Genomic DNA, 13,751 nt, shown 5'->3' with positions numbered 1-13,751 from the left:
TCCCGGTTCGTGCACAACAGGAAGAAGCCTGCTTCCGGCGAGCAAAGCGGTTTCACCCGAACGGCGCAGTTCGTGGACGGCGTCGGCCGGTCGGGACGGCCTGACCGGACTCCTGGACCGTCGTGTCGCGGTGTGCGGCCACGGCGGTCCAGGAGTCGGGTGGTCAGCGGTAGCCGGCGGCGGTGATGTTGGCCTGCACCGCGTTCTCGGTGGCGTCGGACGGGTAGCCCGACACCATCGCCCCCTCGTAGAAGGTGCCCGCGCTGAGGTTCGCGCCACCGCCGGGCTTGCAGCAGTCGCCGCCGCTACCCAGGATGATCGCGCCCTGCTTCTTCATCGGGCTGTACCCGTTCGGCAGCGAGCCGTCGTAGAGCGTGGTCAGCCCGCCGGACTGCGCGTCGCTGCCCTTGAGGGCGAACCGCGAGGTGCCGTTGTTCTTCAGCACCGCCGTGACGAACTTGTTCGTGAACGCCCTCTGGTTCGGGTTCCAGCTCTGGCCGCCGCCGGGGTACAGGCCCCACTCCAGGTCGGCCTGCACCCAGGGGCCGGAGCCCGAGCAGCCGCCGAACCAGCACTGCTTGCCGAAGTTGATCGCGTCCATCGCCCCTGCGGCGTCGGCCTTCCTGGTCGTCTCGCTGTTGCCGTAGTCGAAGCAGCAGCCGCTGTTGACGTGCGTGCCGCTGGTCACCATGTACATGCCCTCCGGCGCGCTGCCGGTGGGGACTCCGGTCAGGTGGCCGTCGCGCCAGTAGCTGTTGCCGGGGTTGATGTAGAGCGAGTACGCCTTGGCACCGCCGACCGTCAACGACTCGGAGGTCGCGTTCGCGGGCTTGCTCTGGTTCGAGCCGGGTACGACGCTCGATCCCTGGTACCACAGGTCGTTGCCCCGACCGGACTGGTCGTAGACCACCGTGATCACGCAGGAGGTGCCCGAGCAGAACGAGTCCTGCGCGCCGGCGTTGACGACGCCGCCCGCGGTGAGCAGGCCGACGTCCCTGGTGGCGTTGTCCGACGCGCGCCTGACCTGGTACAGGTTGCCGTCGTAGGAGCGGAGGAGGGCGCGTGTCGTGCTGTGGGCCGCGACGCACGGCGTGCCGCCCGCGGCGTAGATGTCGCACGGGCCCGAGCCGCTCTGCGGGGGAGCGGAGGTCGTCCACCGCTGGTTGTCGCGACCGTGGCAGGTCCACAGGATGACGGCGGTGCCGTTGGCCGTGCTCGCGCCGTTGACGTCGAGGCACTGGCCCGATCCGGTGATTGAGCCGTCGGAGTTCTGGCGCCACCGCTGGGTCGCGCGCCCGTCGCACGACCAGATCACCGCGGGGGTTCCCGGCGCGGTCTGGCTGTTCTGGGCGTCCACGCAGCGCGTGCCGCCGGCCGTCCGCAGTTCTCCCGCCGAGGTGAACTCGAACGCCTGGCCGCTGCCGCCGGTGCAGTCCGCGATCTCCAGCGCGGTCCCCGCCGCGTCGGAGTCGCCCTTCACGTGCAGGCAGCGTCCCGACGCGGCGCTGACCAGCGGAGCCGGTGCCGCCGACGCGGCCGGTGGTCCGCTCACCCCCGTCACCAGCAGCAGCGCCAAGGTGGACGCGACCACCGCCCCCACCCGCCTCAGGCGGGTGGGAGAGCCCGGCAAGATCAAGGACGACAGCTTCATCGCAATCTCCTCGGATGAGCGGAAAGCGCTTTCGGTTCAGCGTTCACCAGGTTGCGACAGCGGTGACCCTGACAGTTGTTAGCGATCACAATTTAAACACCGGACTGGGCTGATTCCTGTGGTCCGAACAGAGCAATATCCTCGTATTCCCAGGTAGTTTCTCCGCTTGATCGGCGTTTGCTAAATAATTAGCGCTAACATTGATCTTGTTCTGGTCATTGACCGGGTCGAGATGGTGCTGCCACGATGAGCCCGGTGTGACGCCTCGATTTAGGGAGTCGTCCCCTGCGGCGGACGCCCTTCCGGTCCACATCGGACCGAACTGCCCCGCCCCGCGACGCGGCACCGGCGAAGGAGGAACAACGATGTTCCGCACAAGGCGAAAGCGCCCGCTGTGGCGGGCTCTGGTCGTGATCGCGGCCATGGTCCTGGTACCCGGTGGTGCCGCGGCATCGACCGGGCAGCCCACGGCCGCCGCCACCTCGATCACGCTCGACGGCGCGTCGGGAGGCCGCACGTTCGACGGGGTCGGCGCGGTCAGCGGCGGTGGCGGCAACAGCAGGCTCCTGATCGACTACCCCGAACCGCAGCGCGGTCAGATCCTCGACTACCTGTTCAAGCCCTCCTACGGGGCCGCGCTGCAGATCCTCAAGGTCGAGATCGGCGGCGACACCAACTCGACCAGCGGGGCGGAGCCGAGCCACTCCCACTTCCGCGGCGACCTCGACTGCGACCGCGGCTACGAGTGGTGGATCGCCGAACAGGCCAGGGCCCGCAACCCCGGCATCAAGCTGGTGGGCCTGCCCTGGGGTGCGCCGGGTTGGATCGGCGGCGGCAACTTCCTGTCGCAGGACATGATCGACTACCTGCTCACCTGGCTGGGGTGCGCGCGGCAGCACAACCTCACCATCGACTACCTGACGGCCGCGCAGAACGAGAAGGCGTGGAGCGCCCAGTGGGTGGTCGACGTCCGCAACGCCCTCAACGCGAACGGCTACGGCTCGATCAAGGTCATCGCGGGCGACTCGTGGCCCGGCGACTGGGGGCCCGCGGGCCCGATCTCCAGCAACACCGCCTACCGCAACGCGGTCGACGTGCTCAGCGCCCACTACACGTGCGGTTACCTCAGCGCGCAGACCACCTGCACCGTCCCGGCCAACGTCTCCTCCTCCGGCAAGGTGCTGTGGTCGAGCGAGAACGGGTCGCAGGACTACAACGACGGCGCGAAGCCGCTGGCCCGCGGCATCAACCGGGTCTACCTCGACGGCAAGATGACCGCCTACCTCAACTGGGACCTGATCGCCGCGACCACGCCGAACGTCCCCTGGCCGACGGTGGGCCTGGTGCTGGCCAACCAGCCGTGGTCGGGCCACTACTCGGTCGGCAAGGACGTGTGGGCGCTGGCGCACACCGCGCAGTTCACCGCTCCCGGCTGGAAGTACCTCGACTCCTCCAGCGGCTACCTCGGCGGCAACCGCGCCAACGGCAGCTACGTGACGCTGAAGGCCCCCAACAACTCCGACTACAGCACGATCATCGAGACCATGGACGCGACCGCGACCCAGACGATGGACTTCGCGATCGCGGGCGGCCTGTCCACCGGCACGGTGCGCGTGTGGTCGACCGACCTGAACTCCGGCAGCACCTCGAGCCACTTCGTGCGCGCCACCGACATCACGCCCTCCGGCGGCCGGTTCTCCCTGAGCGTGCGGCCCGGTTTCCTCTACAGCATCACGACGACTTCGGGCCAGGGCAAGGGAACGGCCACCAGCCCACCCTCGGGTTCGCTGGCCCTGCCCTACGCCGACGACTTCGACCGGTACGCCACCGGCAAGGAGGCCGCCTACCTGATGGACATGGAGGGCGCCTTCGAGACGGCCACCTGCGGCGCCGGCCGTTCGGGCACGTGCGTCCGCCAGGCCTCACCGCAGAAGGCGATCCCGTGGAAGACCGAGACGGCCCCGTACGCGCTGCTGGGCGAGGTGGGCTGGAGCAACTACACCGCGTCCGCCGACGTGATGCTGGAGAAGTCCGGGCACGTCGAGCTGCTCGGCCGCGTGGGCGGGCAGAAGACCACCGACCAGGGCGCGGTGAACGCGTACTACTTCCGGATCAGCGACACGGGCGCGTGGTCGATCCTGCGCAACAACACCAACCGGCAGGTCACCACCCTGCGCAGCGGCACGGCGTCCGCGCTGGGCACCAACCGCTGGCACACCCTCGCACTGGGCTTCGAGGGCAGCACCATCACCGCGCGCGTGGACGGCGCCGTGCTCACGACGGTGACCGACTCCACCCTGGCCGCGGGTCAGGTCGGCATCGGCACCAGCCAGGGCGAGACCGCGCAGTTCGACAACCTCAGCGTGGTCGCGGGTTCCGGTGGCGGCGGATCGACCGCGCCGCTGCGCAACTCCGCCGCGGGCCGGTGCCTGGACGTGCCCGGCGCGTCGCAGACCAACGGGACGCAGACGGCCCTGTGGGACTGCAACGGCGGTGCCAACCAGCAGTGGTTCTCCGGGTCCTCCAAGCAGTTGCGGGTGTACGACTCCAAGTGCCTCGACGCGGAGGGCGCGAGCGGCGCACCCGGCACCAGGGTGATCATCTGGGACTGCACCGGCGGGACCAACCAGCAGTGGAACCTCAACACCGACGGCACCGTCACCGGCGTGCAGTCCGGCCTCTGCCTCGCCACGAACGCCGGTTCGACCGCGAACGGCGCGCAAGCGGTCCTCGCCACCTGCAACGGGGGGAGTGCCCAGCGGTGGAGCCGGAGTTGACCGGGCGGAGCCTCCGCCCGCGAACAGGTGTCACGCGTCGTCCGCAATCGACCCTAGGAGCGTCATGTCCTCGTCCCTGAACCGCCGCAGGTTGTTGCAGGCCGCGGGAGTCGCGGCCGTCGCGAGCGCCGCGCCGGGCCTGTTCCGCGGCACCGCCGAGGCCGCGGTGGTCGCCCCGGTGCGCACGGACATCGGCGCGCTGGCCCAGCCGTTCGACCTCGGCCAGGTCCGGCTGAGCACCGGCCGTTGGCTGGACAACCAGAACCGCGCGCTGTCCTACCTGCGGTTCGTCGACGTCGACCGGTTGCTCTACAACTTCCGCGCCAACCACCGCCTGTCCACCAACGGCGCGGCGGCGCTCGGCGGTTGGGAGGCGCCGAACTTCCCGTTCCGCACCCACAGCCAGGGCCACTTCCTCACCGCGTGGGCGCAGGCGTGGGCGGTGCTGGGCGACACGACGTGCCGCGACCGGGCGAACTCCATGGTCGCGGAACTGGCCAAGTGCCAGGCGAACAACGCCGCGGCCGGGTTCAACACCGGTTACCTGTCCGGGTTCCCGGAGTCGGACTTCGACGCGATGGAGGCGGGCTCGCCGAAGTCGGTGTCGTACTACGCGCTGCACAAGACCCTGGCGGGCCTGCTGGACGTGTGGCGGTACCTGGGCAGCACCCAGGCGCGCGACGTGCTGCTGCGGTTCGCCGGATGGGTGGACTGGCGCACCGGAAGGCTGACCTACAGCAAGATGCAGAGCATCCTGGGCACGGAGTTCGGCGGGATGAACGCCGTGCTGACCGACCTGTACCAGCAGACCGGGGACAGCCGGTGGCTGACCGCGGCGCAGCGGTTCGACCACGCGGCCGTGTTCGACCCCCTGGCCGCCAACCAGGACCGGCTCAACGGGCTGCACGCCAACACCCAGGTGCCCAAGTGGATCGGGGCGGCCCGCGAGTACAAGGCGACCGGCACCACCCGCTACCGCGACATCGCCTCCAACGCGTGGAACACCACCGTGGCCGCGCACACGTACGTGATCGGCGGCAACAGCCAGGCCGAGCACTTCCGCGCCCCCAACGCCATCGCCTCCTACCTCAACACCGACACCGCCGAGGCGTGCAACACCTACAACATGCTCAAGCTGACCCGTGAGCTGTGGCTGCTCGACCCGAACCGCGCCGCCTACTTCGACTACTACGAGCGCGCCCTGCTCAACCACCTGATCGGCCAGCAGAACCCCGCCGACTCCCACGGCCACATCTGCTACTTCACCGGCCTCAACCCCGGCCACCGCCGCGGCAACACCGGCCCGGCGTGGGGCGGTGGCAACTGGAGCACCGACTACGGCACGTTCTGGTGCTGCCAGGGCACGGGCATCGAGACCAACACCAAGCTCGCCGACTCGATCTACTTCCGCGACGGCACCACGCTGACCGTCAACCTCTACACACCGTCGGTGCTGACCTGGTCGGAGCGCGGGATCACGGTCACCCAGGCAACCTCCTACCCCGCGAGCGACACCACCACCCTGACCGTGACGGGCAGCGCGAGCGGCTCCTGGACGATGCGCTTCCGCATCCCCGCCTGGACCACCGGCGCGACGATCGCCGTCAACGGCACCGCCCAGAGCGTCACCGCCACACCGGGCACGTACGCCTCGCTCACCCGCTCGTGGACCTCCGGCGACACCGTCACCCTCCGGCTGCCCATGCGGGTGGTCGCGGTGCCCGCCAACGACAACTCCTCCGTCGTCGCCATCACCTACGGGCCCGCCGTCCTGGCGGGCAACTACGGCAGCACCGCGCTGTCCGCACTGCCGTCGCTCGACGTCGCCTCGATCACCCGCACCAGCACCTCCGCGCTCGCGTTCACGGCGAAGGCCAACGGCGCGACGGTCAACCTCGGCCCGTTCCACGACGCCCACGGCTACAACTACACCGTCTACTGGAACACCGGCAGCGGCGGCGGCAGCAGCCACCGCCTGGTCAACGCGGCCAGCGGGCTCGTGCTGGGCATCAAGGACATGTCGACCGCAGACGGCGGCCTGGCCCTCCAGTGGGGCGACACCGGAACCGCCGACCACAACTGGGAACTGATCACCGACGGCGGCGACGTGCGCATCCGCAACGTCAACAGCGGCAAGGTCCTCGGCGTCGAGAACATGTCGACCGCCGACAACGCCCGTGTCCTCCAGTGGTCCGACAGCGGCACCGCCGACCACAAGTGGACGCTGGTCGACAACGGCGACGGCACCCACCGGATCCGCAACGTCAACAGCGGCAAGCTGCTCGGCATCCAGGGCGGCTCGACCGCCCAGGGCGCACAGGCGGTCCAGGACTCCGACAACGGTTCGGCCGACAACCGCTGGAGGCTGGTGCGCAACGGGTGAGGGCGTCGGGTCGGGGTCACGCGTTGAGGACGGCGCCCACGGCTTCCCCGCCGACCTCGACCGGGTGCAGGCGGTGCCCCGCCCGTTCGGGCCGGATGTGGGCGCCGCCGGACATCAGGTGGGGGAGCAGGTGGCTCGACGCGGCGATCACCTCCTCGTCGAGGCGCACGCCGAGGCCCGGCCTGTCGCCGAGGACGAACGCGCCGTCCTCGACGTGGTGGTCGACCGAGACGCCGAGCGCGGGTTCGAGGTCCTGGAGTTCGCTGACCAGGTGGTTGGGCACCGACGTGGCGGCGTGCAGCAGGCCGATCGGCGTGGTGCCGATGGGGCTGACGGGCAGGTCGTGGGCGTGCGCGAGGGTGGCGACGCGGAGGAAGTGGGTGATGCCCCAGACCGCGGCGGTCTGGACGATGTCGACCGCTCCGGCCGCGATGAGCGGGCGGTGCTGTTCGAGGCCGGTGAGGTTCTCGCCGGTGGCGACCGAGGCGCGCACGCCGCGGCCGACGGCCGCGTGGCCCTCCACGTCCCAGCGCCGGACCGGTTCCTCGATCCAGGTCAGGTCGAGCGTCCGCTCGATCTCGGCGACGTGGCGGACCGCCTGCTTGCGCGTCCAGGTCTCGTTGACGTCGAGCATCAGGCTCGGCCGTGCCCCGCGGCCCGCCTCGGTGAGGACGTCGCGGACCAGGGTGAGGCGGTGCCGGTCGCGGGCGACGTCGAGGCCGCCCTTGACCTTGGCCGCCCGCAGGCCGCGGTCGGCGTAGGCCTGGTAGACCGCGACGAGCTCGTCGTCGTCCAGTCCGATGTCCAGACCCGAGGCGTAGGCGGGCACCCGGCGGTCGCGTCCGCCGAGCAGCCGCCACAGCGGTTCCCCCGCGGCCTGGGCCTTGATGTCCCACAACGCGGTGTCGAGAGCGCCGATGGTGCCGAACACCGGGCCCGCGTGGCCGGCCTTGAACGTCCGGCGCAGCATCCTGTCGTAGAGGGCGGTCACGCAGCGCGGGTCTTCGCCCTCGATGGCGGCGAAGACGGCCTCGATCTCCACGTGCGACCCGAGGCCGACGCCGGTGAGTCCCGCGTCGGTCTCGACGACGACGATCGGCACCCGGACGAGGCCGTCGGCGTAGACGCCGTTGGCGTCGCCGATCGGCCGACCCCAGTCCTGGACCGTGGTGAGGATCCGGTACCCGGTGATGCGCATGTCAGCCCTTCGTGGACCCGGCGGTGACGCCGTCGGCGATCTGGCGTTGCAGGAACAGGTAGACGACCAGGACGGGGATCGCGGCGATCAGCACACCCGAGGCGAACGCGGGGATGTCGTCGGAGTACTGCCCGCGCAACGACGTGACCCCGACCATGAGCGTGCGGTGCTGCGCGGACGGCATCAGCAGCAGGGAGATCAGCACGTCGTTCCAGCAGAAGAGGGCGTTGAGCACGCCGACCGACAGCAGCGCCGGTGCGCCGATCGGGAGCATGATCCGCCAGTAGACGCCGTACACGGTGTTCCCGTCGATGCGCGCGGCGTCGATGATCTCCGGTGGCACGGTGGAGTAGTAGCTCGCCAGCAGGAAGATCGTGAACGGCAGGAACTGCGCCACGTACGCGAGCACCAGTCCGGGGTAGGTGTCGACGAGACCGGTGTCGGTCATGATCCGCGCCAGCGGGACCATGATCACCTGGAAGGGGACGAACAGCGCGGCGAGGATGCCCAGGAGGAGGGCGGACGAGCCGCGGAACCGCAGCCTGCCGAGCGCGAAGCCCGCCATCGACCCGAGCAGGAGCAGCAGCGCCACCGAGCACGCCACGACGACGACCGAGTTCAGGAAGTACCGGGACATCCCCACGCTCGTCCAGGCCTTGACGATGTTGTCCCAGCGCAGCGAATCCGCGGGGGAGAACCGGTCCAGGGTGTAGTCGCGGCGGGTCTTCATCGCGACGTTGGTGGTGAACACCAGCGGGTACACCGTGGCCAGCGCGAGCGCGGCCATCGGTACCGCGACGACCCATCGGGTCGACCGGGTGCCCGGCATCAGTCCTCCTTGCCCGCGGCGCGTCGGAGGATCCCGATCTGGGCCAGCCCCACCACGAGCATGATCAGGAACAGCGCGGTCGACGCCGCCGAGGCGAGCGCGGGTTGGTTCATCTGCCCCAGCCGGGTCCAGATGTAGTACTCGGGCAGGTACGTCGAGCCCTCGGGGCCGCCGCTGGTCATCACGTACAGCAGGCCGAACATCGAGGTGAGCATGCCGATCATGGTGGTGACGAAGACGAACTGGATCGTGCGGGACAGGCCGGGGACGATGACGTGCCGGATGGTCTGGGGCAGGGACGCGCCGTCCACCTTGGCCGCGTCGAGCAAAGACGAGTCCAGGGTGGCGAACCCGGCGAGGAAGACGACCAGCGCCATGCCGAAGGTCGCCCAGACGTGCACGCCGACGACCGCGAAGATCGCCACGTCCGGGTCGCCGAGCCAGTCCACCGGCCCGATGCCCACCCCGCCCAGCAGCGTGTTGAGCGGGCCGTCGTAGGAGAGCAGCAGGGTGAAGATCGCCCCGACGATCACGGGGGAGAGCACGGCGGGGAAGAAGTAGACGCCGCGGTAGAAGCGGTGTCCGGGGACCTTCAGGTGGATGAACGTGGCGAGCAGGCCGGGGATGGCCACGGCCACGGGCAGCAGCAGCACGAGCAGGCCGACGTTGCGCAGCGCGGTGCGGAACAGCGGATCGCCGAACAGGGTCAGGTAGTTGTCGAAGCCGACCGCCAGGCCGTTGCGGGCGCCGTCGCCGGTGAAGGAGAAGTTGATCCCCAGCAGCAGTGGCCACAACCGCAGCACGACGATGACCAGGACGGCGGGCGCCAGCAGGACCAGGGGCGCCATGCGCTCGGCCCGCGAGCCGACGCGGTTGCGCCGCCGCGGTGCCGTGGCCGGGCGTCGAGGGGGCGCCGGCGGTACACCCGTGGTGCTCCCGACCAGGTCGGTGGAGGCCACGTCGATCAGCCCGTCGTGTCGGAGGCGGCCAGCTGCTGCACCACCTCGTCCACGGTGGTCGACCCGCTGATCAGCTGCTGGGACAGCCTGCCCATCAGGTCCAGGGTCTTCGAGGACAGGGCGACGTGCAGGGCGGGCTTGCCCGCCTTGACCTCGGAGACGATCGTCTTGACGGACGGGCCGCCCGCGGACACGTCGATCGACGTGTCGGAGGTGATCGCCCCGCCGTCGGCGTAGAACGCCTTCAGGGCGTCGGTCGAGGTCAGCGAGCGCACCAGGTCCGCGGCCAGCTTCGGGTCCTTGGTCCACTTCGCGACCCCGTAGCCGATGCCGCCGTCGAAGGGCAGGCTCGGCGTCGCCGCGGGGTTGACCACGGGCGCCGCCATGACGCCGATCCTGTCCGGGGCGATGAACTCGGCGAAGTCCTTCCAGTGCCCGACGTCGGACATCAGGCCGATGACGTTGGCGGCCTTGGCCGACTGGAAGAGCGCGAACTCGTCGTTGAACATCGCGGTCGAGTTGACGCCGTCGTTGTTCAGACCGGCGTCGTTCGCCTCCTTCCAGAGTTCGAAGACGCGCTTCACGTCCGGTGAGGTCCAGTTCCGCTTGCCCGCGATCCAGTCGTCGTACTCCTGCGCGGTCAGGGTCGTCGATCCCATGGCGGACAGGAAGAACTGGATGCCGTAGCCCTCCTTGTTGCCCAGCGCCAGGCACTTCGCGCCGGTCTTCTCGGCGATGGCTCCGCAGTCCTCGACGAAGTCGGCCCACGTCCTGGCCGGTGCGTCCGGGTTCAGGCCCGCCTGCTGGTAGAGGTCCTTGTTGTAGTAGAAGGGGTGTCCTTGCAGGGTCACCGGTGCCGCGTAGGTCTTCCCGTCCTTGGTGAACGCGTCCCAGCCCGCCAGCCGCTGCCTGTCCTCGGCCACGTAGGAGTCGAGCGGGGCGAGGGCGTCGGCGCGGTCGCGGATCTGACCGCCGCCGTTGAAGAGGATGACGTCGGGCCCCTTGCCCGACTGGATCGCCGTCCCGAGCAGCGTGTAGTACTGGTCGAACGGCTGGGCCACGAACTCCACTTCGACGCCGGGGTGGTTCCTGGCGAAGTCGGCCTTGGCCTTCTCCACGTAGCCCTTCACCTTCGCGTCACCGGACTTCCAGTCCCAGACCACGAGCTTGTCGCTCGACCCGCCCGCCGGGGAACCCGGCCCGGCGGCACTCCCGCAGCCCGCGACCGCCATCACCGCCGCGACCAGGACAGCGGACCACAGTGCGCGCTGCTTCATTGCCGGCTCACTTCCGAGAGGGTGGTCGGGCGGTGGACGGCCCGACGAGGTGCGGTGAACATAAGTCGTATGACGTATGACGTCAACCACTCCTGCGGCTACACTCGTCGGCAGGTCCGAGCGCACCGGCTCGGGCAAACCGGAGGAACGATGACGGCACCAGGCCCCGAACCGGTCGCGGGCGCGCCCGTCACCCCGAACTGGGTGCGACGGCCCGCGAACCTGGCCACGGCGGTCACCGCCGAACTCGTGGCGCGCATCGTGCGCGGCGACCACCCCCAGGGGACGTCCCTGCCGCCGGAGCCCGCGTTGTGCGAAGCCTTCTCGGTGAGCAGGACGGTCATCCGCGAAGCGATGAAGGTGTTGCAGGAGAAGGGGATGGTCCAGGTGCGCCAGGGCGCGGGCACGCTGGTCACCCCGCAGGCGACGTGGAACACGCTCGACGAGGTCGTGCTCGCGGCCGTGGTCGCCGAGGACGGGACCCTGGGCGTCCTGGACGACCTGGTGGTCACCCGCAGGCTGCTGGAGTCGGACATGGCCCTGGTCGCCGCCCGCGTCGCCGACCAGGACACCGTCGACGCGCTGCGCGAACTCGTCGACCTGATGGACCGGCTGGTGGACGACCCGCTCGCCTACCGCGAGCAGGACCAGGCCTTCCACGACCGGATCATGCGGACGTCCGGCAACCGCATCGCCAGGGGAGTGGTGCGCGCGCTGGAGAGCCAGGTCGGCAACACGGCCCGCTACACGGGCAGGACCGACCCCGGCCTGTGCGCGGCCTCCAACCGGGGGCACCGCCGGATCTGCGAACGGATCGCCGCCCACGACCCGAGTGGAGCCGCCGAGGCCATGTCCGCCCACATCACCGAGGCCTGGCTCGTTCGCCGCAGTGGAGCCGGGGATCCGAGTCGTCTGGAGCGCTGAGCGTTCGCAGGTCTCCTGGCTCCACCCGGCGGACGGCCCGGACAACGTCGACACGACTTGGGTGAGGAGCGGAATTCGACTGTCGCGAGTGGACGATCCGTTTACACCGCGACCGAGCGTCGGCGGCGGGACCCGGCGGCAGGGTGGGCGGACGTGAGCGCGGTGCGCGACGCGGTCGCGAAGGCGTCCGGTCCCGTGACCGAGGTCGGGCCGCGGTGGACGGTGGACGACCTCCGGCCCCGCGTCAACGTGGTGCCGGAGTCGTTCGAGTCGCGGGAACGGTGAGGGACGCCGCGCGCGGTGGAGGCGGCCGCGAGAAGTCACGGCCACCTCCACCGGTCGGCTCGGGAAGCGGCGGGTCCGCACCGGCACGCCTGCCGCGTGCGCGGTGCGTGCGAGGTCCGGTCGGGGCCCGTTGTCCGCCTTGATCAGGCTGTGCCGCACGCCTGCCCGTTGAGGGCGAACGAGGTCGGGGCAGCGGCGTTGCCGGTGTGGTTGGCCTGGAAGCCGACGGTGACCGACGCGTTCGGCGCGATGTCGGCGTTGTAGGCCGCGTTCCTCGCCGTCACCTGCCCCGACGAGGGGGAGAAGGTGCCGTTCCAGCTGGAGGTGATGGTCTGCCCGCCGGGCAGGGTGAACACCAGCGACCAGCCGCTGATCGGTGCGGTGCCGGTGTTCGTGATGGTGATGTTCGACGTCAGGCCGGTGTTCCACGCGCTGATCACGTCGCCCACCCGGCACGTCTGGTCACCGGGCTGCTGCGGCGTCGTGGTCGTGGTGGTGGTCGTCGTCGTAGTGGTCGTGGGACCGCCGTCGCTGCCCAACTGGGTGATGAACTTCCACACCTCACCCGAGGTCCAGGTGCGCCAGCCGTCACCGCCGGAGTCGATCGGGCCGGGGGTGTGCCCGCCGTCGAACGCCGCCCACACCACCGGGTAGCCCGCACGGCAGCCGCTGTAGGTGGTGATGATGTGCGTGCGGCTGCCCGCGGCCGGTTCGGGGGCGTTCTGGGCCGTGCAGCCGTTGTTGCGCACGAACCTGTCCCGCAGTCCGCGACCCTGGGAGATGTTGAGCACGTTGTCGCTGACGCCGTGCACGCCCATGTAGGCGATGGGCTGGCTGCCGCCGTCGCACCCGCTGAGCTGGGCCCCGGAGTAGGCGATCACCGCGCGGAACACGGTGGCGCGGGCGCAGGCGATCTCGTAGGACATGCCACCGCCGTAGCTGAACCCACCCGCGAAGCGCTGCGTCGTGTCGACGCACAGCCCCGCTTCCAGTTGCTTGAGCAGGTCGTCGACGAAGGTCAGGTCCTTGCCGCCGGGGTTGGCCCAGCCGTTGTCGTTGCCCTGCGGGGCCACGAAGATCGTGCCGTTGTTCGCGCCGTCGGCGAGCTTGCGCAGCCCGTAGTAGGACCAGTTGTAGCCGTCGGTCCCACCGGAGTCGACGTCGTTGGCGGTGCCGCCCCGCCAGTGGAAACCCACGAACAGCCGGTACTGGCGGCTGCTGTCGTAGTTGGGCGGCAGCCGCAGGATGTACGAGCGGTTCTGGCCGCCGCTGCTGATGGTGTGCTGGCCGCTCGCCAGCGTGGGCGCCTTGCCGCACCCGGCGGTGGCGGCGGCCGTGCCCACGCCCTGGGAGGCGGGCGCGGCCGGGCCGCCGAACGCGATGCCCGCCGCACCCAGCAGGAGAGCGGTCGTGGCGGCGGCCAGCGCGAGCAGGGACCTGCGCCGGGCGGTGTGGTGTTGGAACATCG

General features: G+C 70.2%; 10 protein-coding genes. 4 read left to right on the top strand and 6 right to left on the bottom strand.

The genetic code is table 11. The features are described from left to right. Window positions 1-163: 163 nt before the first annotated feature. On the bottom strand, window positions 164-1,651 hold the full coding sequence (locus RM788_RS03565; protein ID WP_315930038.1) for an arabinofuranosidase catalytic domain-containing protein: 1,488 nt from the start codon (window positions 1,649-1,651) through the stop codon (window positions 164-166). 365 nt (window positions 1,652-2,016) lie between these two features. Here RM788_RS03565 and RM788_RS03560 point away from each other — a divergent pair, with 365 nt between their 5' ends. Next, window positions 2,017-4,428, top strand: coding sequence for a ricin-type beta-trefoil lectin domain protein (locus RM788_RS03560; RefSeq protein ID WP_315930037.1), 2,412 nt, complete (start codon window positions 2,017-2,019; stop codon window positions 4,426-4,428). Between the two features lie 64 nt (window positions 4,429-4,492). After that, complete coding sequence (locus RM788_RS03555) at window positions 4,493-6,811, top strand: beta-L-arabinofuranosidase domain-containing protein (RefSeq protein ID WP_315930036.1); 2,319 nt, start codon at window positions 4,493-4,495, stop codon at window positions 6,809-6,811. 16 nt (window positions 6,812-6,827) lie between these two features. Here RM788_RS03555 and RM788_RS03550 read toward each other — a convergent pair whose 3' ends face one another. The 4 genes from RM788_RS03550 to RM788_RS03535 all read right to left on the bottom strand — a co-directional run bounded on the left by RM788_RS03550 (window position 6,828) and on the right by RM788_RS03535 (window position 11,074). After that, complete coding sequence (locus RM788_RS03550; protein ID WP_315930035.1) at window positions 6,828-8,009, bottom strand: mandelate racemase/muconate lactonizing enzyme family protein; 1,182 nt, start codon at window positions 8,007-8,009, stop codon at window positions 6,828-6,830. Between the two features lies 1 nt (window position 8,010). Next, window positions 8,011-8,838, bottom strand: a complete 828-nt coding sequence (locus tag RM788_RS03545; protein WP_315930034.1) for a carbohydrate ABC transporter permease — start codon at window positions 8,836-8,838, stop codon at window positions 8,011-8,013. Then, window positions 8,838-9,686 carry a carbohydrate ABC transporter permease gene (locus RM788_RS03540; RefSeq protein ID WP_315930033.1) on the bottom strand — a complete coding sequence of 283 codons (849 nt, stop codon included), beginning with the start codon at window positions 9,684-9,686 and terminating at the stop codon, window positions 8,838-8,840. The genes RM788_RS03545 and RM788_RS03540 overlap by 1 nt, the downstream gene beginning before the upstream one ends. Window positions 9,687-9,802: 116 nt before the next feature. Next, window positions 9,803-11,074 carry an ABC transporter substrate-binding protein gene (locus tag RM788_RS03535; RefSeq protein ID WP_315930032.1) on the bottom strand — a complete coding sequence of 424 codons (1,272 nt, stop codon included), beginning with the start codon at window positions 11,072-11,074 and terminating at the stop codon, window positions 9,803-9,805. 150 nt (window positions 11,075-11,224) lie between these two features. Here RM788_RS03535 and RM788_RS03530 point away from each other — a divergent pair, with 150 nt between their 5' ends. Beyond that, a complete protein-coding gene (locus RM788_RS03530; protein WP_315930031.1) occupies window positions 11,225-11,998 on the top strand; it encodes a FadR/GntR family transcriptional regulator in 774 nt (257 codons plus the stop codon). A gap of 153 nt (window positions 11,999-12,151) precedes the next feature. Then, window positions 12,152-12,283, top strand: coding sequence for a hypothetical protein (locus RM788_RS03525; RefSeq protein ID WP_315930030.1), 132 nt, complete (start codon window positions 12,152-12,154; stop codon window positions 12,281-12,283). A 143-nt stretch (window positions 12,284-12,426) separates the two neighbouring features. Here the strand turns inward: RM788_RS03525 and RM788_RS03520 are convergent, their stop codons facing one another. Next, window positions 12,427-13,749, bottom strand: coding sequence for a CE1 family esterase (locus tag RM788_RS03520; protein WP_315930029.1), 1,323 nt, complete (start codon window positions 13,747-13,749; stop codon window positions 12,427-12,429). Window positions 13,750-13,751 lie beyond the last annotated feature (2 nt).

It is taken from the genome of Umezawaea sp. Da 62-37 (genome assembly GCF_032460545.1).
GTDB lineage: Bacteria > Actinomycetota > Actinomycetes > Mycobacteriales > Pseudonocardiaceae > Umezawaea.
Note: the sequence above shows the minus strand (reverse complement) of the source record. Positions and strands in the feature narration are given on the sequence as shown.